Consider the following 20,472-nt stretch of genomic DNA (forward strand, 5'->3'; position numbering starts at 1 on the left):
CGAGGATCGAGAGCTTCTTCGGTTCCTCGACGGCAGGCTGCCCGTACGGGGCTGCAGCCGGATACCCCGTCGTGCTGCCGGAGTACGCCGGTGCGGTGCCGGGGTAGAAGTCGGCCGACGGCGTCGGAACCTCCGCCGGGGCGGCTGGAGCGGCCGGAGCGGCTGGTGCGGAGTAGGCGCCGAGGTCGTCGCTCAGGGGAGTCGTCGGTGCGGTCGCGTCCGGCGACGGGGTGTGGTCGCGGTGTCGTCGGACGCACGGATCACGGTGTCGTCGATCGACGATGCCGAGGACCCGGCCTGTTCCGAGGACCCGGCGTGCGCGTCGGGATCGACCGCGGCGTCCGCGGCCTCCGGGGCGAAGTGCTCGGTCCACTGCTGGCCGTCCCACCAGCGCTGTCGACCCGATCCGTCGTCGTACCATCCTGCGGGCGTTGTCATGGCTCCCCCTTGAAAGAACTCGGCAGCTGCTTCCTGCAGCCGACATCTTCATGTATAGCAGTGGGAGGCGACGCGCCACCGGGTCGCGGATGGGGAGCTCTCCCCATCCGGCCCTGAGGGCGGAAGCGCCGTGCGGGGTGTCGCTCGCGGCCAGGCGACAGCCCGCACGTAGGCTCGTAGCGCCATGATTCGGTTCGAGAACGTCACGAAACGCTACCGCGGGACGTCGAAGCCCGCCCTCTCCGGAGTCGACTTCGAGGTGCAACGCGGGGAGTTCGTCTTCCTCGTCGGAGCCTCGGGTTCCGGCAAGTCCTCCTGTCTGCGCCTTATTCTGCGCGAAGACGTCCCGACGTCGGGGCGGGTCGCGGTGCTCGGCAGAGACCTGCGCGCGCTCGCGAACCGGAAGGTGCCTTACTTCCGCCGCCACATCGGGTCGGTCTTCCAGGACTTCCGGTTGCTGCCTTCGAAGACGGTCTACCAGAACGTCGCGTTCACGCTTCAGGTGACCGGTTCGTCGCGCGGCTTCATCCAGCAGGCGGTTCCGGAGGCTCTCGCCCTCGTGGGTCTCGACGGCAAACAGAAGCGGATGCCCCACGAGCTCTCGGGTGGAGAGCAGCAGCGGGTCGCCATCGCGCGAGCCCTCGTCAACCGTCCCCAGGTTCTGCTCGCCGACGAGCCGACCGGAAACCTCGACCCCGCGACGTCGGTCGACATCATGCAGCTGCTCGCTCGCATCAACGCCGGCGGCACCACTGTGTTGATGGCCACGCACGAAGCCGGATTCGTCGACCAGATGCAGCGCCGAGTGATCGAGCTGCGTGACGGGGAGATGGTGCGCGACGAGGTGCACGGCGGATACGGCGACACCTCCAACATCCCGCGCCTCGTCCCGGAGGAGGTGCGCGGAGCGGCGGCGGCGGCTGCTCTCACCGCGGTCCAGGAGGTGCAGCGTCAGACAGCCGATCTCTCGGTGGTGCGTGCCGCGCTGGCCGAGGAGCTCAGCACTCAGCGCAAGGCGGCCGCGTCCTCCGTCGACCGCGAGGGAGAGACCGTGGTTCCCCCGGCCCCGCGCACGGTCGAACCTCCGGAGCCGGTGCATTCCCCGGAGACCGGCGCCGCGGCCGGAGTCGTGGAGCCTCCTGCTGTCGCGGAGACCCCTGCTGTCGCGGAGCCTCGTGCTGTCGTGGAACCTCCGACGGTGATCCGGCCGCGTACCCATCCGATCGCTCTGCCGACGGTGGACGTCGCCGAGCTCGGCGTCGCCGATCGCCTCGGACTCTCCGATGAAGACGACGAGGAAGTGGGCCCGACCTCATGAGAATCGGACTCATCCTGACCGAAGCCCTGGGCGGCCTGCGGCGGAACATCTCGATGGTGATCTCCGTCGTGCTCGTCACCTTCGTCTCCTTGACGTTCGTGGGCGCCGCGATCCTCATGCAGGGGCAGATCGGGGTCATGCGCGGGTACTGGGCCGAACGTGCCCAGGTGGCGGTGTACATGTGTTCGGCGGTCTCGGAATCCGAGACGTGCCTCGACGGCGCGGCGAGCGAGGAGCAGGTCGCCTCCGTCCGGGCTCAGCTCGAGGGTGACGCGCTCAAGCCGCTCATCAGCTCCATGACCTTCGATACGAAGGAAGAGACGTACGCCAAGCTCGTCGACCAGCTCGGCGCGGACCAGGCGAGCGTGCTCTCGCCCGACCAGGCGTTCGAGGTGTTCTTCGTCACGATGAAGGACCCTGGTCAGTCGCAGGTGCTCGCCGAGGCCTTCAGCGGACAGGCCGGGGTCGAGCAGGTCAAGGACCAGCTGCAGTATCTCGAGCCGTTGTTCTCCGCGTTGACGGTCGCGACCTACATCGCGGTGGGAATCGCCGTGCTCATGCTCATCGCGGCGACCCTACTGATCGGCACGACCATCCGATTGTCCGCGTATGCGAGGCGCAAGGAGATCGGCATCATGCGCTTGGTCGGAGCCTCGAACCGCTTCATCCAGACGCCGTTCGTCCTCGAGGGCGTGTTCGCCGCCTTCCTCGGCTCGGCTCTGGCCAGCGCCGCCGTCGTCGCCGGTATGCACTTCGGGGTCAACGGCTACCTGCGGGGGAGGGTGCCGTTCATCACCACATGGGTCACGATGCAGGACGCGGCTCTCGTGGTTCCTGTGCTGATCGGGATCGGCGTGATCCTCGCCGCGCTCTCCGCCGGCTTCGCGATCCGACGCTGGCTGCGTACCTGATAGCCTGAAAGGCTGCTCGGTCGGAACGATCGATCGAGCTCATCACGGCAACAGGAGAGCATCATGCCCAGGGAACGCGGAGAGAAGGTCGTCGCGACCAATCGTCGCGCACGTCACGACTACACGATCGAGAAGTCGTACGAAGCGGGGATGGTGCTCACCGGCACCGAGGTCAAGTCGCTGCGTCAGGGTCGCGCCAACCTCAGTGACGGCTATGCGTTCGTGAAGGGGAACGAGGTCTTCCTCGATTCCGTGCACATCCCCGAGTACTCGCAGGGGCACTGGACGAACCACTCGGCCAAACGCATCCGCAAGCTGCTCCTCCATCGCGAGGAGATCGCCAAGATCGCGCACGCCGTCTCGGCCGGGGGATACACCCTCATCCCGCTGAAGCTGTACTTCTCCGACGGTCGTGCCAAGGTCGAGATCGCCCTGGCGAAGGGCAAGCGCGAATACGACAAGCGGCAGACCCTGCGCGAGCGTCAGGACACCCGTGAGGCCGACCGTGCCATGCGTCTGCGCAATCGCGTGGGAGAGTAGCCCCGGGCTCTCAGGCCCCGACCCTCACGGCACTGCCGTGACGAGTCGACAGCCCGTCACGGGCGCGGGTGGAAGCCGAAGACGCGGCCGAGGAACGCCAGCTCGCGGTCGAGGGAGTCGACGATGGTCTCCGCGCTCCGGAAACCATGTCCCTCGGTGGGATAGAGGACGTACTCGTGCTCGATGCCGCGCTCTGCCAGAGCATCGCGGATCGCCTCGGACTGGGATGGAGGGACGACGCGGTCCTCGCCGCCCTGCAGGAGCAGGACGGGGACAGTGATGCGATCTGTGTGCGTGAGCGGTGAACGCTCGACGTACAGATGCTCGTACTCGGGCAGCGGGCCCACCAGACCGTCGATGTACGATGCCTCGAAGTCATGAGTCTCCGCGGCCAGCATGCGCAGGTCGGCGACGCCGTAGCGGCTGATCCCCGCGGCGAAGGCTCCGCCTCGCACCAGTGCCGACAGCACGGTCCAGCCGCCTGCCGATCCGCCGCGGATGGCCAGGCGGTCGGGGTCGGCGAGCCCGGAGGCAGCCAGGCCCCGCGCCGCCGCGATCACGTCGTCGACGTCGACGACACCCCACTGGCCGTCCAAGCGTTCGCGATAGGCACGACCATAGCCGGTGGAGCCCCCGTAGTTCACGTCGAGCACGCCGATCCCGCGGCTCGTGTAGAAGGCGATCGCTGCCGAGGCTGCCCCGGTCACATGCGCCGTCGGTCCGCCGTGGACCAGCACGACGTAGGGCGGGAGCTCGTCGTCGGGGGCCTCCTCGTCGGGGTTCGCCGGCGGATAGGCGAATGCGTGCACGGCGCCGTGCGGACCGTCGATCTCGATCGACATCGACGCCGGCATCCAGCGCGGATCGACGGGCTCCCCGCCGCGCACGGCGACGACCTCCCCCGACTCGATATCGACGCACCAGAGCCCCGCCGCCACCCGGGAACCGTTGCCGGAGAGCAGCACCCGGGTGCCGTGGACCGCATCGACGCTCACATGACCGTCGCCGGGGAACTCGATGATGCTCTCGCCCCCTCCGGTGTCGATCACGACGACGTCGTCGCGCCCGTTCGTGCGGACGGCGACGATGCGGCCGTCCTCCAACGGCTGATACCAGCGGTTGCTGAGCACCCAGAGCCCGTAGCCCGTGTCGGCATCGGACGGGGCCAGCGGCCGCGGGGATCCGGAAGGCGTCACCCCGTCGATGGCGATGCGGTGGAGTGTCCAGCGGTCATCGGCGATGTCGGCGAAGACCAGTTCCGTGTCGCTGAGCCACTCGGGCTGCAGCGCCGCTCGCGAGGGGATCGTCCGCGGGAGGCCTCCGTCGACCTCGGCGACCTGCACGCGCGCGCTCTCCCACGGCATCTTCCCCCGTTCCCAGGCGACCCACGCGGCGCGGGTCCCATCAGGGGAGAATGCGGGGTGGGCGAAGAACCCCTCGCCCTGCACGATCACGCTGACTGCGGACTCGTCTTCTGCGGCGGAGCCGTCGAGCGGGATCTCGACGATCGCACGGAGGTGCGGTGTGGTCGAGAGGTCTTCGCGCACGGCGAGCAGACGTCCGTCCTGCACGCGCAGACCTCCGTGTGCGGGACCGGCCGCGGTGAGCGTGACGAGATCCCCGTCGGGGGTCAGGCGGCGCACCCGCTGGTCTGAGGCGTCGACGAAGTAGAGCGTCCCCCGATCGTCCGCCGTCCAGGCGCCACCACCGTATTCGTGCACGCGGGAGCGGGCGTTCCAGGGCGCGGGGAGGACCTCGGCGCCCGTGGAACTCCGTACCGTCACCCGTCCCTTCTCGGACGGCACCGACTCACCCCACCAGATCTCCGTGCCGACGAAGCGGGCGCCGTCGATGCGAGGAGAGGACGCCGCGACTGATGCCGCGGAGAAAGGCGAAGGCCAGGAACCGTAGGGGGACGACGTCATGCTTCGAGCCTATGGGGCGCTGGCACGAGCGTCACGCGGGGCGCACACGAAGGCCCTCCAGGGAACCGGGAGGGCCTTCGTCGTGCTCTCGTCTCAGACCGCGCGGAGCACCGCCACGATCTTGCCGAGGATCACGGCTTCATCGCCCAGGATGGGCTCGAACGCCGAGTTGCGCGGGAGCAGCCACGTGTGGCCGTCGCGACGGCGCAGCACCTTGACGGTGGCCTCGCCGTCGAGCATCGCCGCGACGATCTCGCCGTTCTCGGCGCTGTTCTGCGAACGGACGACGACCCAGTCGCCGTCGCAGATGGCGGCGTCGATCATCGACTCGCCGGAGACCTTGAGCATGAACAGGTCGCCCTTGCCCACCAGTTGGCGGGGGAGCGGGAAGATCTCCTCGACCTGCTGGTCGGCGGTGATCGGCACACCCGCGGCGATGCGTCCGACCAGGGGGACGAGTGCCGCATCGCCGACCGGGGTCGCCACGTCGGCGGGGTTCTCGGTGCTGGCCCCCGGCAGGTCGATGAGCACTTCCATGGCGCGGGTCTTCCCGGGGTCGCGACGCAGATAGCCGCTGAGCTCCAACTGCCCGAGCTGGTGGGTGACGCTGGAGAGGGACTTGAGACCGACGGCGTCGCCGATCTCGCGCATGCTCGGCGGGTAACCGTGGTGCGCGATCGAGTTCTGGATGACCTCGAGGATCGCCATCTGCTTCGGGCTGAGGCTCTTCCGGCGGCGCGTGCGCGGTGCCTCCGACTCGGGGGCAGAGTTCTCGCTCATGGTGCTCCTTCAGTGCGTGATCCGACGTCCCTCTTCGAATGTCGGAGGCCCGTGGTGGGGTGTCCTTATCGAAACCGTATCCGAGAAACGGGCCGATCTGGAAGATCTGTTCGAGCGTGTCGGCTCATTTCCGGATTCGGTTTCGAAGAATACTTGACAGATGTTCGAACTCGAAGATATCTTCGGTACGTAGCTTCGCATTCACGGCTCCCGACCGAGACGAGAATGCGAACGCTACGCCAACTTCCCCGGCGGCCTCACCGCTCCGGGACAGGCTAAGGAGCAACACATGAGCAGCATCAGCTTCAGCACCGCAGCAGTCATTCCGGCGTCGACCCGTCCCACGACGCGACTCCGACTGACGACGCGTGGCCGCGCCGTGCTGCTGGCCTTCGCCTCGGTTCCGCTCGCGATCGGTATCGCCTTCGCGGCGCTCAGCGGTGGCAGCGCGATCGCTTCGGGAGCAGATTCGGCCGCCGTCAGCGTCGAGACGGTGACCGTCATGCCGGGAGATACCCTCTGGTCGATCGCCACCAGCGTCGCTCCCGGTGCCGACCCGCGCGACGTCATCGGTGAGATCAGCCGGATGAACCTGCTGCGCGGTGGAGAACTCCAGATCGGCCAGACGCTCGCCATCCCGGCCCAGTACGTGAACTGATCCGGCGGCGGCGGCGGCAGCACAGCAGCAACTTTGCGTCATCGAGGCAAGGCGCCGCTTAACATGGGAAGGGTGACCCTCTCCCTCAACGATCTCCCGCTACGTGACGATCTTCGCGGATTGACGCCATACGGCGCTCCGCAAGCGCCGCTCCCGATCGCGCTCAACGTGAACGAGAACACGCATCCGATTCCCGACGCGGTGGCGAGCGACATCCTCGACGACATCGCCGTCGCGATCCGCGACGTCAACCGCTATCCGGACCGGGAGTTCACGACGCTCCGCGAGTCGTTCGCGGAGTACCTGGGGCATGGGCTCACACCGGAGCAGATCTGGGCCGGCAATGGCTCGAATGAGGTTCTCCAGCACATCCTCCAGGCTTTCGGAGGTCCCGGGCGCACGGCGTTCGGTTTCGCGCCGACGTATTCGATGTACCCGCTCATCGCCCAGGGGACGGGAGCACGCTGGATCGCCGGCACGCGTCAGCCCGACTACACGATCACCCCGGACGAGGCTGCCGAGCAGGTGCGGGCCGCCGATCCCGATGTGGTCATCCTCTGTTCTCCCAACAACCCCACCGGCACGCCGCTCGGGCTGGACGTCATCGAAGCCGTGTACGACGCGGCCCGTGGCATCGTGATCGTGGATGAGGCGTACCAGGAGTTCGCGCCGCGCGATGCGATCTCCGCCCTGACTCTGCTCGACGGACGCCCGCGTCTCGCCGTCTCGCGCACCATGAGCAAGGCCTTCGCCTTCGCCGGGGCCCGGGTCGGGTACCTCGCTGCCGACCCCGCCTTCATCGACGCGTTGCGCCTGGTGCGTCTGCCCTATCACCTGAGCGCTCTCACCCAGGCGGCGGCGATAGCGGCCCTGCGCAACGCCGACGTGATGCTCGCGATGGTGGAGGAGATCGTCGAGCAGCGCGATCGGATCACGGCGACCCTCGAAGCGCTCGGATACCAGCCGCACGAATCGTGGTCGAACTTCGTCCTGTTCGGCGGCGTCGCCGACCCGCGGGCCACCTGGCAGCAGCTGTACGACCGCGGCGTGCTCGTGCGCGATGTCGGCATCCCCGGACACCTCAGGGTCAGCGCGGGCACGGAGGCCGAGACCACCGCGTTCCTCGAGGCGCTGGCCTCGATAGGATCGGCTTCATGAGCACCCCCGCACTGACCCCGCGCACCGCGAACCGTGTGCGCAGCACGTCGGAGTCCACCGTCGAGCTCGAGCTGAACCTCGACGGCACCGGGGCGAGCCGTATCGACACGTCCGTGCCGTTCTTCGACCACATGCTCACCGCCTTCGCGAAGCATTCGCTGACCGACCTCACGGTGCGGGCTTCCGGCGACACGCACATCGACGCGCACCACACGGTGGAAGACGTCTCGATCGTGCTCGGCCAAGCCATTCTCGAAGCTCTCGGGGACAAGTCCGGGATCTCCCGTTACGGCGACGCGCTCGTTCCCCTCGACGAGGCACTGGCGCAGGCGGTCGTCGACATCTCCGGTCGTCCGTATCTCGTGCACACGGGAGAGCCTGAAGGCTTCGAACACCACCTCATCGGCGGGCACTTCACCGGTTCGCTGGTGCGTCACTCATTCGAGGCCATCAGTTTCAATGCCGGTCTGACCGTGCACGTGCGTGTGCTCGGCGGGCGTGATCCGCACCACATCGCCGAGGCGGAGTACAAGGCTTTCGCTCGCGCATTCCGCGAGGCCAAGGCTCTGGACCCGCTCGTCGACGGCATCCCGTCCACGAAGGGCGCGCTGTGAGCGCAGCGCCCCGGGTCGCGGTGTTCGACTACGAGTCGGGCAACGTCCACTCGGCGGTGAAGGCGCTCGTCGCCGCCGGCGCGGATGCCGTGCTGACGCGCGACCGCGCCACCGCTCTCGAGGCGGATGGACTCGTCGTCCCCGGTGTCGGTGCATTCCAGGCCGTCCGCGATGCCCTGCGCGCCCACGGAGGGGACGAGATCATCGATCGCCGTCTCGCCGGCGGCCGTCCGGTCCTCGGGATCTGCGTCGGGATGCAGGTCCTCTTCGAGCACGGCGTCGAGCGCGGGCACGACACCGAAGGGCTCGGCGAGTGGCCCGGCGCGGTCACCGAGCTCAATGCCCCGGTGCTGCCGCACATGGGCTGGAACACGGTCGAGCCCGGTGCCGACAGCGTGCTCTTCCGAGGCATCGAACAGGAGCGCTTCTACTTCGTGCACTCCTACGCCGCGCAGTCCTGGGAACTCGACGTCATCCCGCCGTTCCCCGAGCCCGTTTTGACCTGGACGAGGTACGGCGACCCGTTCCTCGCCGCCGTCGAGAACGGGCCGCTCTCGGCGACGCAGTTCCACCCGGAGAAGTCCGGGGAAGCCGGCATCCAGCTGCTGCGCAACTGGGTCGGAAGCCTCTGACGTCTTCGGCAGGCGTCACCCGTTTTGTTCCCCGCCGTCCGGCGGACTACCCTCGGTTCTCGTGCCCGCACCGGGCCGTAGAGCTTCCCGATACAAGGACCCCATGAACGACTTCGCGCAGTCCCCCTCGCTCACGCTCCTTCCCGCGGTCGATGTCGCCGGGGGCAAGGCCGTCCGTCTGACCCAGGGTGAGGCCGGAACCGAGACCAGCTACGGCGACCCGTTGGATGCCGCAGGGGAGTGGGTGGCGCAGGGAGCGAAGTGGATCCACCTCGTCGACCTCGACGCCGCATTCGGCCGTGGCAGCAACGCACCGATCCTGCGCAAGGTCATCAAGCAATTCAAGGGTGTGAGCATCGAGCTCTCCGGAGGCATCCGCGACGATGCGACGTTGGAGGCGGCTCTGGAGAGCGGCGCCACCCGGATCAACCTGGGCACGGCCGCGCTGGAGAACCCGGAGTGGGCGGCCGATGTGATCGGCCGTTACGGCGAGGCGATCGCGGTCGGCCTCGACGTGCGGGGGACGACGCTCGCCGCCCGCGGATGGACCAAGGAGGGCGGTGACCTCTGGGAGGTGCTCGACCGCCTCGAGGACGCCGGCTGCAGCCGTTATGTCGTCACCGACGTCACGAAGGACGGCACTCTTCGCGGCCCCAACATCGAACTTCTCCGCGAGGTCACCTCACGTACCCCGAAACCGGTCGTCGCATCCGGCGGGATCTCGAGCCTCGACGATATCGCCGCGCTCCGCGAGCTCGTGCCGCTGGGCGTCGAAGGTGCGATCGTCGGCAAGGCACTCTACGCCGGCGCGTTCACGCTGGCTGAGGCTCTGGATGTCGCAGGAGACTGACGCGCACGCCTGCGGGCCGGAATCGCACAACCACGGCGATTCGGCGGGCGTCCCCTGGGAGGGGCGCAGCTTCGAGTCGAATCCGCACGCGTCGGACGACGGTTCCGCCGATCCCGCCCTGCTGGCCGCGCTGCTGCGGTTCCGTGCGGGTGAAGGCAGCCAGGTCGACGTGGTCGACGCCTTCCGTACCGCGCGTGTGCTGATCCCCCTCATCGCTGAGAAGGGTGAGGAGGGTGTGGCGCCGAGCGGTCTCACCGTCGACAAGACGCAGGAACTGTCCATCGTGACGGTCGCGGCGCCTGACGGCCGGCGCGTGCAGCCGGTCTTCTCGTCCGTGCAGGCGATGCGGGCATGGGATCCGACCGCGCGACCGATCCCCGTCGAGGCCGTTCGAGCCGCGTTGGCGGCGTCGGCGGAGGACACCGATCTCATCGTTCTCGACCCGACGTCAGAGACGGAGTTCGTGATCCGACGTCCCGCGGTCTGGGCGATCGCTCAGGAGCAGCGCTGGGAGCCCAGCTTCCTGTCGACAGAAGTGTTCACGGCTCTCCAGGAGAGCGTGGCTCACGAACTGGCGGTGATCGATGTGGCGGTGGCCGCGGGCGATCCCGACGCGCGGCTCCGGGGCCCCGAGCTGATCGTGGTCCTCGAGCTCGTCGACGGTCTGGAGCGTGAGGTGCTCGATGCCGTGCTCTCGCGTCTCGCTCAGCGCTGGGCGTCCGATGATCGCATCGCTGTGCTCGCCGACTCGCTGACCGTGAAGCTCCGCCGCGGCGTCTGATCGCGTTCGCTACGATCGGGGCATGTCCCGAGGTCTGATGCGAGTCCTCGCCGTGGTCGCACTCCTGGGTGGTGCCGCGACCGGCATCACGGGTTGCTACACCGCGTGCCCGGCGATCGGCTATGTCAACGGGGTGGTCGTCGACGTGAGCGTATTCCCGGAGACAGCGGCCGTCCAGTTCTGCGTGGACGCGGAGTGCTCACCGGCGCCGGGGGAGGACGAGACCGTCTCGACCAACCTGTTCGCGGCGTCCCGTGAGGACGACGGGACCTGGCGGCTCATGTTCGACATGTCGACACCCGAGGACGTCGACATCCGCCTGTTCGACGCGCAGGGCACCGTCATCCACGAATCCGAGGAACCGATCGCCTGGACCCACGCTGATGGCCCGTGCGGCGGCCCCTCCACCGCGGACCCCCTGATCCTGGAGCCCTGATCCTTCATCGCCGGAGATGACGCTCTCCACTTCGGACCGCGGGCGGGAACGGGAACGCGTCTCCGCAGGGAGGTGCGCGGTCCGATCGCTGCTGCCGGTGCTGATAGCGTCGGAGATCCGTGCAGGAAGTGAGGAGGTGGTATCCGTGAACGAAGTGACGTCGGTGCTCCTCCGGGGAGTCACGGTCGGGCGATAGGTCGTCCGGGAGCGCCGCATATCAGCAGCACTCCCGAAAGGCATGACCATGCACTTCACCTCTGAACAGAACCTCGACGGCGGCCTCACCGAGCGCGAATTCACCATCGGTGACATCTCCGGCATCATGTGGACGCCGCCAGCCGCTTCCTCCTCCGCGCCGGTTCCCCTCATCCTGATGGGCCAACCCGGCGGAATCGGCATGCGAAGAATGTACTCCCGCCTGGCGGCGCGAGCGCGCAGCGCGGCGGCGCAAGGCTTCGCTGCGATCTCGATCGAGGCGCCCGGAGCGGGCGACCGAACGCCGCTGCCTGGCGCGGCGGCGGCGCGGGCCGACCTCGTTCGTGCGATCTCTGTCGGCGAAGAGCCGGGCGAGGAGGTCATCGACCGGCTGATACTTCCTCTCGTCGATCAGGCGGTGCCGGAATGGCAGACCACGCTCGACGAGGCTCTTGCCCTTCCCGAGATCGGCGAGCGGACGGCATTCTCCGGTGGGGTGATCGCAATCGGAGTACGTCTCGCCGCGATCGACTCACGCATCGTCGCGGCAGGCCTCTTCGCCGGAAGCTATGTGCCCCGTACGACGATGGAGGAGGCGCGTCGGGTCACGATCCCGCTGCATGTCCTCCTGCAATGGGATGACGAGGGCAACGACCGCCGGATGGCGCTCGACCTGTTCGACGCCTTCGGATCGACCGAGAAGACGCTCTACGCCAACATGGGCGGCCACACGGGCGTCCCGCAGTTCGCCGGCGAGGATGCCGCGCGCTTCTTCGCCCGCCATCTCGGCTCTGTCGGCGGCGGAGAATGCGCGGCTTCGTGAGCCCGTCGGTTGCGCAGGTCTCACACCTGCGTCGAAGCTAGTTGACCGGTCCGGTCCACTTCTCGCCCGGGCCCTTGCCGATCGGGTCGGGGATCGTGGAGGCCTCGCGGAAGGCGAGCTGCAGTGAACGAAGGCCGTCGCGCAGGGAGCGCGCGTGCATGTCGCTGATCTCCGGAGCGCCGGCGGTGATGAGTCCGGCGAGGGCGTTGATGAGCTTGCGCGCTTCGTCGAGGTCGATCTGCGCCGCGGCGTCCGGATCGTCGGCGAGCCCGAGCTTGACGGCTGCCGCGCTCATGAGGTGCACGGCGGCGGTGGTGATCACCTCGACGGCGGGTACATCGGCGATGTCTCGTGTGGCCGACGATGCGGCCTCCTCCCGACGTGCCCAGCGCTCTTCGCGCTCGCGTGCAGCCTCGTCCGGTGCCTGGTTCGTCACTTCGCCTTGCTTTCTGTTAGACTTTGGCGGGCTCCGGAGCGTCATGCTCCGGATCGAAAGAGGATTCACTTCCCACCCGCGCTTGCCGTTCAAGGCTACCGGGTCTTGCACTCCACCGGCTCCGTTCTCAAGACGGAACCGGCAGGCAGGGTGCGGAGCCGGCGTCTGAATGCCGGTGGGCGGGGACGATTCCGATTTCGCCCGTGATGCAGACAGCATCGCGGTGGCCGAATCACATCGTCTAAGGAGTTCCGCATCAGCGATCCCCGTACCAATGAGCGCATCCGCGTCCCCGAGGTCCGCCTCGTCGGCCCCGCGGGTGAGCAGATCGGCGTCGTCCGCATCGAGGCAGCGCTGCGCCTCGCGCAGGAAGCCGATCTCGACCTCGTCGAGGTCGCCCCCAACTCGAAGCCGCCCGTCGTCAAGATCATGGACTACGGCAAATTCAAGTACGAGGCCGCCCAGAAGGAAAAGGAAGCTCGCCGCAACCAGGCGAACACGATCCTCAAGGAAGTCCGTTTCCGTCTGAAGATCGAGGCCCACGACTACACGACCAAGCTCAAGCGCGCCGAGGGGTTCCTCAAGGCCGGCGACAAGGTCAAGGCCATGATCCTTTTCCGTGGTCGTGAGCAGTCGCGTCCCGAGCAGGGTGTTCGTCTGCTGCGCAAGTTCGCCGAAGACGTGGCCGAGCTCGGCACGGTCGAGTCGAACCCGACCATCGACGGTCGCAACATGGTCATGATCGTGGCGCCGCTCAAGAGCAAGTCCGAGGCCAAGCAGGAGCAGAATGCGGTTCGTGATGCGCAGCGCGCGGCGAACAAGCAGGCTTCGCGCGACGCGAAGAACGAGTCGGACGCACCGGCCGCGGCTCCGGCGGAGTGACTCCCGCCCCCAGAACTCCCGCACCGCGGGTTGACACCGTCGCCTGAGAAGGCGCCATACGAAGGAAGAGAAGATGCCGAAGCAGAAGACCCACTCGGGTGCTAAGAAGCGCTTCAAGATCACCGGAAGCGGAAAGCTGAAGAAGCAGCAGGCCGGGATGCGCCACAACCTCGAGCACAAGTCGAGCCGTCGCACCCGTCGTCTGAACCAGGACCAGGTGCTGTCGAAGGCTGACACCAAGGTCGCGAAGAAGCTTCTCGGTCGCTGACGCGCGCCGAACGCACGAATAGGAACACAGGAAAATGGCAAGAGTCAAGCGGGCAGTAAACGCCCACAAGAAGCGCCGGGTCATCCTCGAGCGCGCCTCCGGTTACCGCGGACAGCGTTCGCGCCTGTACCGGAAGGCCAAAGAGCAGGTCATCCACTCGCTGGTCTACTCGTACCGTGACCGTCGCAAGCGCAAGGGTGACTTCCGTCGCCTGTGGATCCAGCGCATCAACGCTGCGGCTCGCCAGAACGGCATGACCTACAACCGCTTCATCCAGGGCCTCGGCATCGCCGGTGTCACGGTGGACCGTCGCATGCTCGCCGACCTCGCGGTCAACGACGCGGCGACGTTCACGACGCTGGTCGAGACGGCGAAGAAGGCTCTGCCCTCCGACGTCAACGCACCGAAGTCGGCTGCGTAAGCACCTCTTCACACAGGGCGCTCTCCTTCGGGAGGGCGCCCTGTGGCGTTTCTGGATGCACTGCGGCCCACGACGCGCGTGACTCCCATGTCGATCAGGGAGGTCGCGGCGACCGCGATCGCGTACACGGCGAGGTCCCGCAGGTCGAAGCCCGAGCCGAGGACGAGTCGGATCGGCGGGAACATCGCTCCCCATTCGCGCGGAAGGCCGGTGAGCTGGAGCAGCTCGACGCCGGCGCAGACCACGAAGGACAGGAACGCCACAGCGGGACGAGGCCATCGCGGGGCGACGAGGGCCACGAGCAGGTAGATGAGCACGGCGTACAGCGCGTCGCCCGCGATGTCGCCGACCGCACCGCTCATGCCGCGATGGACGACCAGACCGATCCCGACCGTCGCGACGGCGAGAACGGCGAGGGCGACCCGCCGACGAGAGGTGTTCGCAGCAGCGCTGTGGGTCATCCCGGCACCTTATCCCGATGGTGCGGGAACCAGCCCGGCGTTCCCTAGACTGTGATCGTGCTGGAGAACCCCCGTTCGCCCCGAGTCCGAGCCGTCGCGAAGCTGACCAAACGAAGCGCGAGGACCGAGACGGGCCTGTTCCTTCTGGAAGGCCCGCAGTCCGTGCGCGAAGCGCTCACCTATCGTCCCGAGGCGATCGTCGAGCTGTTCGCGACGCCCAACGGGTGGGAGCGGCACCCCGACATCCGCGCGAAGGCCGCCGATGCCGACATCGACGTCGAGTACGTCACCGAGTACGTCCTCAACGCGATGGCCGACACCGTCACCCCGCAGGGACTCGTGGCGGTGGTGCAGCAGACACCGACCTCCGTGCGCGACATCTTCGACGCCGCGCCGCGACTGGTGGCGATCTGCGAAGAGGTGCGCGATCCCGGCAATCTCGGCACGATCATCCGGGCGGCGGATGCGGCGGGCGCCGATGCCGTCGTGCTCACGGGACGAACCGTCGATCCCTACAACCCGAAGGTGGTGCGTGCCACGACGGGTTCGCTGTTCCACCTCCCGGTGTCGGTCGGGGGAGACCTCGCCGATGTCGTCAAGCGCGCACACGATGCAGGTCTCCGCATCCTCGCAGCCGATGTGAAGGGTGACGATCTCTTGGCGGCGCGCGCCGAGGGCGTGCTCGCCGAGCCCACCGGATGGCTCTTCGGGAACGAGGCGCGGGGGCTCGAAGACGATGCGCTGGCCCTCGCCGACCAGGTGCTCAAGCTGCCCATCTTCGGTCGTGCCGAATCCCTCAACCTGGCGACGGCCGCCAGCGTGTGCCTCTACGAGAGTGCATTTGCACAGCGTGCGTCCGCTGGCGACTGAGTTCTCGGGCGCCGAGGGAAGCAGGAAGCGGAGTCGATGAGGATTCTGATCGTCGAGGACGACGACCGGGTCGCCGGGGCGCTCGAGGCCTTCCTCGGACGGTCGGGATACGCGACTGTGCGCGCGGCGGACGGCGCTGCCGCGCTGGGCATGCTGGGAGCCGACACCGAAGTGGTCCTCCTCGACCTCGGTCTCCCCGACATCGACGGCGTCGACCTGTGCCGTCGCATCCGGGGGCGCTCGGAGGTTCCGATCGTGATCGTGACCGCCCGCAACCAGGTCGCCGAACGCATCAAGGGACTGCGCGCGGGCGCGGACGACTTCGTCGTGAAGCCCTATGACGTGCACGAGCTCCTCGCCAGGATCGAGGCGGTCACCCGGAGGTCGAGGCCGATGAGACCGGAGGCCGACGCCCGGGTGCTGCTGCACGACGGCCATGTCGACATCGACCTCGTCGCCCGTCAGGTGCTCGTCGACGGCACGGCGATCGACCTCACACGCAAGGAGTTCGACATCGTCGCCGTCCTCGCCCGATACCCAGGGGTGGCGGTGCCGAAGGAGCGCCTGATCCGTGAGGTATGGAACACCGACTGGCGCGGGTTCGGGCACTCGCTCGAGGTGCACGTCGGAGCGATCAGGAAGAAGACCGGAGTCCGTGGGGTCATCGAGACCGTGCGCGGAGTCGGCTATCGTCTTGCGGGGTCCTGAGCCATGCGGCGCCGTCTGATCATCGTCTTCCTCGTGCCGCTCGTCGCGATCCTGGCCGCGCTCGGCGGCGCAGCCGGATGGAGTGCGGCGCACAGCGTCCAGCAGGCGTTCTACACGCAGCAGCTCGGCGACCTCGGGTATTTCGTCACGAGTGCGCGTCAGGCCCTGCGGTCCGGCAGCGCCGCCGTGATCGACGCCGAGGTGGCGCGCTTCCGCGAGGTGTACGGAATCGAGGTCACGGTCTTCGATCTCGGCGGCAATGTCTGGGCGGCGGGGGAGCAGGACCCGGCCGCGCTCCCGGACGAGGACGCCGAGCGGGTCAGACTCGCGCTTTCCGGGCGGCGTGCCGAGCAGCCGACGGTCCTGTTCCCGTGGACCGTCGCGGACGCCGCCCTGGCCGAGCCGGTGTTCGACGACGGGGACGTGATCGGTGCCGTGCTGGTGGCCGGAGATGTGGAGGCACCGCGCGCGGCGATCCTTCAGCAGATCCTGCTCATCTCGGCGATCGCGCTGGTGCTGGTCGCCCTCGGGGTGCTGCTCGTGTTCCGGCTCGCCCGGTGGGTGCTGTCGCCGGTGCGACGGCTCGACGAGGCGATGGTGGCGATCGAGCGGGGCGAGATGGACGCGCGTGTCGCCGCCGACGACGGTCCGCCGGAGCTGCGCCGCATGGCGCAGGTCTTCAACGGCATGGCCGACGAGATCGAGCGTGTGATGACGCGGCAGCAGGAGTTCGCGCTGAATGCCTCCCACGAGCTGCGCAACCCCCTCAACGCCCTGCTCCTGCGCGTCGAGCATCTGGCGACGGGACTGGGGAAGGAGTGGCAGGGTGATGTCGAGGAGACGCGGGAAGAGGGGCGACGGATGACCCGCATCCTCGAAACGCTCCTCGGGCTGGCTCGTGGGGGACGAGGCGACTCGACCATCTCGGCGGTCGACCTCGCGACGCTCGCCGCTCGCCGACGGGACGCGTGGCGCGACGTCGCCGCCCAGCGCGGGGTCGTCTTGCGTGCCACGGGGGTTTCGCCGGTGATGAGCGTGACCGACCGGACGATCGTGGAGAGCGCGCTGGATGCGGTGATCGACAATGCCGTGAAGTTCTCTCCCGAGGGCGCGCCGATCGAGATCGGTGCGGAACGCGAGGGCCAGGTCTGCCGGATCACCGTCCGCGATCACGGTCCGGGGCTGACGGAGGAGCAGGCCGCGGCGGCGACCGACCGGTTCTGGCGCAGTGTCGACAGCGGGGACACCCCGGGGTCCGGACTCGGCCTCGCCATCGCGAGTGACCTGCTCGCCACGGTCGGCGGCGAATTGGCCGTCGCTGCGGCGGAGGGCGGCGGTCTCGCTGTCACACTCGTGCTCCACGATGGGACGACCCCGTGACGGCCGGCGTGCGACGGTTGCTCGCCGGCGCGAGCGCTCTCCTGCTGGCGGTCGGCGTGACCGCGTGCAGTCCGCGTGCGAGCGAGTGGACGGACGAGGAGTACGCCATCGCCAGCGGCGGGTCCACCGGCGTCTACTACGACTACGGCAGCCACCTGGCCGAAGACCTGTCGGACTCGTTGGATATCCGGATGGTCGCGCAGGAGACGGCGGGTTCCGTCGACAACCTGCTCCGGGTGAGTTCGGGGGAGGCGCTGATCGGGTTCGCGCAGGGAGACGCCGCGGCAGACGCGGTGGCGGGCTCCGGCGCCTTCGACCATCCGCTGGAGGTGCAGGCCCTCGCCCGCCTGTACGACGAGTACGTGCAGGTCGTCGTACGCGGAGAGTCGGAGATCTCGGGTATCGGGGATCTGGCCGGCCGCACCATCTCCCTCGGTGCGGAGAACTCCGGGGTGAACGTGATCGCCGCTCGGGTGCTGGATGCGGCAGGTGTCGATCTCGGCTCCGTGCGCAATCCCCAGCTCGACCTCAGCGAGTCGATCGAGGCGATGGAGCGTGGCGACATCGACGGCTTCTTCTGGGTCGGCGGGCTGCCCACCCCGGGGGTGGCCGAGCTCTCGGAGAGGTCATCGGTCCGCCTGCTCCCGATCGAGCAGGAGTGGGTCAACGAGGTGAACGAACGGTACTCGCACGCGTACCGACCGGCCGACGTCCCGGCCGGCACCTACGGCCTGCAGGATTCCGCGCCCACGATGGCCGTTCCCAACTATCTCGTCACCGCAGCCTCCACCCCGGACGCCGTCGCTCGTGACGTGCTCGCCGGATTGTTCGATGCACGTCTGCGCATCGCGGGGGAGGTGCCGACCGCCGCGCTGCTGGACCGGCGTTCGGCGATCTTCACCGGCCCCGTCCCGCTGCACCCCGGGGCAGCCGACTACTACCGGGATCAGCGCGGCTGACTGCTCAAGAAATCCTCAAGAAGTCTGACACCGTGGGTGGCGCTCTGCCATTGTGAGGTCGATCGCGCACGATCGTCGCCTGTTGCTCAACTGTCGTTGGGGAGCTGCAGCAGGACGATTCCGCGGCCCGTGGGGGCGGGCCGCGGGGTACCCATGCACAGCAGCATTGGTGCCGCGATCAGGTGATTACGAACGTGTAAATCTCACCGAGGTGCCTGGAGACCCGCGTCCGACGTGGCTAGTTTGGAGAAATGATGACCTCTGATACCCCGCTTGTCGTGGTCGAGAACGTCCAGAAGCACTACGGCGACTTCCAGGCGCTCACCGACATCGACCTGACCGTCAACTCGGGAGAGGTCGTCGTCGTGATCGGCCCGTCCGGCTCCGGCAAGTCGACCCTGTGCCGCACGATCAACCGCCTCGAGACGATCACGAGCGGCACCATCCGCATCGACGGCAAGGAGCTGCCGGCGGAGGGGAAGGGACTCGCCCACCTGCGTGCGGACGTCGGCATGGTCTTCCAGTCCTTCAATCTCTTCGCACACCTCACGATCCTCGAGAACGTGACCCTCGGCCCGATCAAGGTCCGCGGCCTCAAGAAGGCGGATGCCGAGAAGGAGGCGATGGTGCTGCTCGAACGCGTGGGCGTGGCGCAGCAGGCATCGAAGCTCCCGGCCCAGCTGTCCGGCGGGCAGCAGCAGCGCGTGGCGATCGCCCGCGCCCTCGCGATGCAGCCCAAGGTGATGCTGTTCGACGAGCCGACCAGCGCCCTCGACCCCGAGATGATCAACGAGGTCCTCGACGTCATGGTCGAGCTGGCCCAGGACGGCATGACGATGATCGTCGTCACCCATGAGATGGGCTTCGCCCGCAAGGCCGCCGACCGCGTCGTCTTCATGGCCGACGGACGGATCGTGGAGGAGGCGACTCCCGAGGAGTTCTTCACGCACCCGAAGAGCGACCGCGCCAAGGACTTCCTCTCGAAGCTCCTCACGCACTGACGCCCCCGCACCGACCACACAGACCCTGCACACACAGCACACGAAGGAGACGCACATGCGACGCACACGGACACTGGCAGGTATCGGAATCGCAGCGGCCGCGCTGCTGGCGCTCACGGCCTGCAACAGCGGCACGCCGTCCAGCACAGGAGCCCCGGAGGGCGGCGACGAGGGCGACACGTCCAGCAGCACGCCGTGGACCGTGCTGACCGACGTCAGCATCGAGGGAAGCCCGACGTTCGACCGGATCGAGTCGGCAGGCACGGTCAAGGTCGGCGTCAAGGAGGACCAGCCGGGTCTGGGGTACCTCGACCCGGTGACCGGCGACCGCACCGGATTCGACGTCGACATCGCCCGCTGGATGGCGGCATCGCTCGGCGTCGACCCGGAGAAGATCGAGTTCCAGGCGATCGCCTCCGCGAACCGCGAGCAGGCCATCGTGAACGGCGACATCGACTACTACGTCGGCACGTACTCGATCACCGACAAGCGCAAGGAGCAGATCTCCTTCGCCGGTCCCTACTTCGTCACGGGTCAGGGCCTCCTCGTCGGTGCCGACAGCGACATCAAGAGCGTCGATGACCTGAGCGCGGAGACGACCGTCTGCTCGGCGACCGGCTCGACGCCGATCCAGAACATCAAGACGAACTACCCCGACGTGCCCACCAAGGAGTACGACACGTACTCGAAGTGCGTCGAGGACCTCAAGAACGGTCAGGTCGACGCCGTCACGACCGACGAGGCGATCCTCATCGGCTACGCGGCCCAGGACCCGGACAAGCTGAAGGTCGTCGGAGAGCCCTTCAGCGAGGAGCGCTACGGCATCAGACTCGCCAAGGGCGACGACGCTCTGGCCGAGTACTTCAACACGCAGCTGACCGACGGCGGCAAGATCTGGCAGCAGATCTTCGACAACAACCTCGGCGCGTCCGGCGTCAAGGCGACCCAGCCCGAGGTCGACCCGATCGGTTGATCCCGGCGGGGCGGTCGACCCGGTCGACCGCCCCGCTCATCGGCACGAACCACC

General features: G+C 68.0%; 25 protein-coding genes. 20 read left to right on the top strand and 5 right to left on the bottom strand.

What is annotated here, in order from left to right; genetic code table 11:
- Nucleotides 1-192: 192 nt before the first annotated feature.
- The gene (locus tag GLO27_RS19690) at nt 193-438 is read right to left on the bottom strand and encodes a DUF2510 domain-containing protein (RefSeq protein WP_243844700.1); all 246 of its coding nucleotides are present in this window, start codon (nt 436-438) and stop codon (nt 193-195) included.
- Nucleotides 439-622: 184 nt separating this feature from the next.
- Between GLO27_RS19690 and ftsE the strand changes: the two genes are divergently transcribed.
- The 3 genes from ftsE (at nt 623) to smpB (ending at nt 3,207) form a co-directional block, all read left to right on the top strand.
- Nucleotides 623-1,756, top strand: a complete 1,134-nt coding sequence (gene ftsE / locus GLO27_RS02630) for a cell division ATP-binding protein FtsE (protein ID WP_021199786.1) — start codon at nt 623-625, stop codon at nt 1,754-1,756.
- Nucleotides 1,753-2,667: a permease-like cell division protein FtsX gene (ftsX, locus tag GLO27_RS02635; protein ID WP_029260601.1), complete on the top strand. Its 915-nt coding sequence runs from the start codon at nt 1,753-1,755 to the stop codon at nt 2,665-2,667. The genes ftsE and ftsX overlap by 4 nt, the downstream gene beginning before the upstream one ends.
- Before the next feature lie 63 nt (nt 2,668-2,730).
- Nucleotides 2,731-3,207, top strand: coding sequence for an SsrA-binding protein SmpB (gene smpB, locus GLO27_RS02640; RefSeq protein WP_021199784.1), 477 nt, complete (start codon nt 2,731-2,733; stop codon nt 3,205-3,207).
- A 56-nt stretch (nt 3,208-3,263) separates the two neighbouring features.
- On the opposite strand, the gene GLO27_RS02645 is transcribed toward smpB, so the two are convergent.
- On the bottom strand, nt 3,264-5,132 hold the full coding sequence (locus GLO27_RS02645) for a prolyl oligopeptidase family serine peptidase (protein ID WP_167253450.1): 1,869 nt from the start codon (nt 5,130-5,132) through the stop codon (nt 3,264-3,266).
- 93 nt (nt 5,133-5,225) lie between these two features.
- On the bottom strand, nt 5,226-5,912 hold the full coding sequence (lexA, locus tag GLO27_RS02650) for a transcriptional repressor LexA (RefSeq protein ID WP_021199782.1): 687 nt from the start codon (nt 5,910-5,912) through the stop codon (nt 5,226-5,228).
- Nucleotides 5,913-6,201: 289 nt separating this feature from the next.
- On the opposite strand from lexA, the gene GLO27_RS02655 reads away from it, so the two are divergent.
- From GLO27_RS02655 to GLO27_RS02690, 8 genes are all read left to right on the top strand, one after another.
- On the top strand, nt 6,202-6,570 hold the full coding sequence (locus GLO27_RS02655; RefSeq protein ID WP_167253452.1) for a LysM peptidoglycan-binding domain-containing protein: 369 nt from the start codon (nt 6,202-6,204) through the stop codon (nt 6,568-6,570).
- A 72-nt stretch (nt 6,571-6,642) separates the two neighbouring features.
- A complete protein-coding gene (locus GLO27_RS02660; RefSeq protein WP_021199780.1) occupies nt 6,643-7,728 on the top strand; it encodes a histidinol-phosphate transaminase in 1,086 nt (361 codons plus the stop codon).
- Nucleotides 7,725-8,342 (top strand): imidazoleglycerol-phosphate dehydratase HisB, encoded by a 618-nt coding sequence (hisB, locus tag GLO27_RS02665; RefSeq protein ID WP_021199779.1) that lies wholly within the window; start codon nt 7,725-7,727, stop codon nt 8,340-8,342. Before GLO27_RS02660 ends, hisB begins: the two co-directional genes overlap by 4 nt.
- Nucleotides 8,339-8,974 carry an imidazole glycerol phosphate synthase subunit HisH gene (gene hisH / locus GLO27_RS02670; RefSeq protein ID WP_029265654.1) on the top strand — a complete coding sequence of 212 codons (636 nt, stop codon included), beginning with the start codon at nt 8,339-8,341 and terminating at the stop codon, nt 8,972-8,974. Before hisB ends, hisH begins: the two co-directional genes overlap by 4 nt.
- A gap of 103 nt (nt 8,975-9,077) precedes the next feature.
- A complete protein-coding gene (priA, locus tag GLO27_RS02675; protein WP_021199777.1) occupies nt 9,078-9,824 on the top strand; it encodes a bifunctional 1-(5-phosphoribosyl)-5-((5-phosphoribosylamino)methylideneamino)imidazole-4-carboxamide isomerase/phosphoribosylanthranilate isomerase PriA in 747 nt (248 codons plus the stop codon).
- The gene (locus tag GLO27_RS02680; RefSeq protein WP_167253454.1) at nt 9,808-10,605 is read left to right on the top strand and encodes an SseB family protein; all 798 of its coding nucleotides are present in this window, start codon (nt 9,808-9,810) and stop codon (nt 10,603-10,605) included. Before priA ends, GLO27_RS02680 begins: the two co-directional genes overlap by 17 nt.
- A gap of 22 nt (nt 10,606-10,627) precedes the next feature.
- Nucleotides 10,628-11,041 carry a hypothetical protein gene (locus GLO27_RS02685; protein WP_021199775.1) on the top strand — a complete coding sequence of 138 codons (414 nt, stop codon included), beginning with the start codon at nt 10,628-10,630 and terminating at the stop codon, nt 11,039-11,041.
- A gap of 244 nt (nt 11,042-11,285) precedes the next feature.
- Nucleotides 11,286-12,059 (top strand): alpha/beta hydrolase, encoded by a 774-nt coding sequence (locus tag GLO27_RS02690; protein WP_167253456.1) that lies wholly within the window; start codon nt 11,286-11,288, stop codon nt 12,057-12,059.
- A gap of 37 nt (nt 12,060-12,096) precedes the next feature.
- Here GLO27_RS02690 and GLO27_RS02695 read toward each other — a convergent pair whose 3' ends face one another.
- A complete protein-coding gene (locus GLO27_RS02695) occupies nt 12,097-12,495 on the bottom strand; it encodes a DUF1844 domain-containing protein (protein WP_167253458.1) in 399 nt (132 codons plus the stop codon).
- 231 nt (nt 12,496-12,726) lie between these two features.
- On the opposite strand from GLO27_RS02695, the gene infC reads away from it, so the two are divergent.
- The 3 genes from infC (at nt 12,727) to rplT (ending at nt 14,066) form a co-directional block, all read left to right on the top strand.
- Nucleotides 12,727-13,377, top strand: a complete 651-nt coding sequence (gene infC, locus GLO27_RS02700) for a translation initiation factor IF-3 (RefSeq protein ID WP_081859694.1) — start codon at nt 12,727-12,729, stop codon at nt 13,375-13,377.
- A 73-nt stretch (nt 13,378-13,450) separates the two neighbouring features.
- On the top strand, nt 13,451-13,645 hold the full coding sequence (gene rpmI, locus GLO27_RS02705) for a 50S ribosomal protein L35 (protein WP_017828564.1): 195 nt from the start codon (nt 13,451-13,453) through the stop codon (nt 13,643-13,645).
- Between the two features lie 34 nt (nt 13,646-13,679).
- A complete protein-coding gene (gene rplT / locus GLO27_RS02710) occupies nt 13,680-14,066 on the top strand; it encodes a 50S ribosomal protein L20 (protein WP_021199772.1) in 387 nt (128 codons plus the stop codon).
- 8 nt (nt 14,067-14,074) lie between these two features.
- On the opposite strand, the gene GLO27_RS02715 is transcribed toward rplT, so the two are convergent.
- Complete coding sequence (locus GLO27_RS02715) at nt 14,075-14,527, bottom strand: DUF2809 domain-containing protein (protein ID WP_167253460.1); 453 nt, start codon at nt 14,525-14,527, stop codon at nt 14,075-14,077.
- Between the two features lie 57 nt (nt 14,528-14,584).
- Here GLO27_RS02715 and GLO27_RS02720 point away from each other — a divergent pair, with 57 nt between their 5' ends.
- The 6 genes from GLO27_RS02720 (at nt 14,585) to GLO27_RS02745 (ending at nt 20,418) form a co-directional block, all read left to right on the top strand.
- The gene (locus tag GLO27_RS02720; RefSeq protein ID WP_031207314.1) at nt 14,585-15,397 is read left to right on the top strand and encodes an RNA methyltransferase; all 813 of its coding nucleotides are present in this window, start codon (nt 14,585-14,587) and stop codon (nt 15,395-15,397) included.
- Nucleotides 15,398-15,433: 36 nt separating this feature from the next.
- The gene (locus tag GLO27_RS02725) at nt 15,434-16,105 is read left to right on the top strand and encodes a response regulator transcription factor (RefSeq protein WP_021199769.1); all 672 of its coding nucleotides are present in this window, start codon (nt 15,434-15,436) and stop codon (nt 16,103-16,105) included.
- 3 nt (nt 16,106-16,108) lie between these two features.
- On the top strand, nt 16,109-17,485 hold the full coding sequence (locus tag GLO27_RS02730) for a HAMP domain-containing sensor histidine kinase (RefSeq protein WP_167253462.1): 1,377 nt from the start codon (nt 16,109-16,111) through the stop codon (nt 17,483-17,485).
- The gene (locus GLO27_RS02735) at nt 17,482-18,444 is read left to right on the top strand and encodes a TAXI family TRAP transporter solute-binding subunit (protein ID WP_021199767.1); all 963 of its coding nucleotides are present in this window, start codon (nt 17,482-17,484) and stop codon (nt 18,442-18,444) included. The genes GLO27_RS02730 and GLO27_RS02735 overlap by 4 nt, the downstream gene beginning before the upstream one ends.
- Before the next feature lie 254 nt (nt 18,445-18,698).
- Nucleotides 18,699-19,445 carry an amino acid ABC transporter ATP-binding protein gene (locus GLO27_RS02740; RefSeq protein ID WP_029260612.1) on the top strand — a complete coding sequence of 249 codons (747 nt, stop codon included), beginning with the start codon at nt 18,699-18,701 and terminating at the stop codon, nt 19,443-19,445.
- Nucleotides 19,446-19,500: 55 nt separating this feature from the next.
- Nucleotides 19,501-20,418 (top strand): glutamate ABC transporter substrate-binding protein, encoded by a 918-nt coding sequence (locus GLO27_RS02745; RefSeq protein WP_167253464.1) that lies wholly within the window; start codon nt 19,501-19,503, stop codon nt 20,416-20,418.
- Nucleotides 20,419-20,472 lie beyond the last annotated feature (54 nt).

It is taken from the genome of Microbacterium sp. Be9, assembly GCF_011754135.1.
Taxonomy (GTDB): domain Bacteria; phylum Actinomycetota; class Actinomycetes; order Actinomycetales; family Microbacteriaceae; genus Microbacterium; species Microbacterium maritypicum_A.

Excerpts from the sequence above, each read along its gene's own strand:
- GLO27_RS19690 (WP_243844700.1), bottom strand. The coding sequence starts at position 438 with ATGACAACGCCCGCAGGATGGTACGACGACGGATCGGGTCGACAGCGC.
- ftsE (WP_021199786.1), top strand. The coding sequence starts at position 623 with ATGATTCGGTTCGAGAACGTCACGAAACGCTACCGCGGGACGTCGAAG.
- ftsX (WP_029260601.1), top strand. The coding sequence starts at position 1,753 with ATGAGAATCGGACTCATCCTGACCGAAGCCCTGGGCGGCCTGCGGCGG.
- smpB (WP_021199784.1), top strand. The coding sequence starts at position 2,731 with ATGCCCAGGGAACGCGGAGAGAAGGTCGTCGCGACCAATCGTCGCGCA.
- GLO27_RS02645 (WP_167253450.1), bottom strand. The coding sequence starts at position 5,132 with ATGACGTCGTCCCCCTACGGTTCCTGGCCTTCGCCTTTCTCCGCGGCA.
- lexA (WP_021199782.1), bottom strand. The coding sequence starts at position 5,912 with ATGAGCGAGAACTCTGCCCCCGAGTCGGAGGCACCGCGCACGCGCCGC.
- GLO27_RS02655 (WP_167253452.1), top strand. The coding sequence starts at position 6,202 with ATGAGCAGCATCAGCTTCAGCACCGCAGCAGTCATTCCGGCGTCGACC.
- hisB (WP_021199779.1), top strand. The coding sequence starts at position 7,725 with ATGAGCACCCCCGCACTGACCCCGCGCACCGCGAACCGTGTGCGCAGC.
- priA (WP_021199777.1), top strand. The coding sequence starts at position 9,078 with ATGAACGACTTCGCGCAGTCCCCCTCGCTCACGCTCCTTCCCGCGGTC.
- GLO27_RS02680 (WP_167253454.1), top strand. The coding sequence starts at position 9,808 with ATGTCGCAGGAGACTGACGCGCACGCCTGCGGGCCGGAATCGCACAAC.
- GLO27_RS02685 (WP_021199775.1), top strand. The coding sequence starts at position 10,628 with ATGTCCCGAGGTCTGATGCGAGTCCTCGCCGTGGTCGCACTCCTGGGT.
- GLO27_RS02690 (WP_167253456.1), top strand. The coding sequence starts at position 11,286 with ATGCACTTCACCTCTGAACAGAACCTCGACGGCGGCCTCACCGAGCGC.
- rpmI (WP_017828564.1), top strand. The coding sequence starts at position 13,451 with ATGCCGAAGCAGAAGACCCACTCGGGTGCTAAGAAGCGCTTCAAGATC.
- rplT (WP_021199772.1), top strand. The coding sequence starts at position 13,680 with ATGGCAAGAGTCAAGCGGGCAGTAAACGCCCACAAGAAGCGCCGGGTC.
- GLO27_RS02715 (WP_167253460.1), bottom strand. The coding sequence starts at position 14,527 with ATGACCCACAGCGCTGCTGCGAACACCTCTCGTCGGCGGGTCGCCCTC.
- GLO27_RS02725 (WP_021199769.1), top strand. The coding sequence starts at position 15,434 with ATGAGGATTCTGATCGTCGAGGACGACGACCGGGTCGCCGGGGCGCTC.
- GLO27_RS02730 (WP_167253462.1), top strand. The coding sequence starts at position 16,109 with ATGCGGCGCCGTCTGATCATCGTCTTCCTCGTGCCGCTCGTCGCGATC.
- GLO27_RS02740 (WP_029260612.1), top strand. The coding sequence starts at position 18,699 with ATGACCTCTGATACCCCGCTTGTCGTGGTCGAGAACGTCCAGAAGCAC.
- GLO27_RS02745 (WP_167253464.1), top strand. The coding sequence starts at position 19,501 with ATGCGACGCACACGGACACTGGCAGGTATCGGAATCGCAGCGGCCGCG.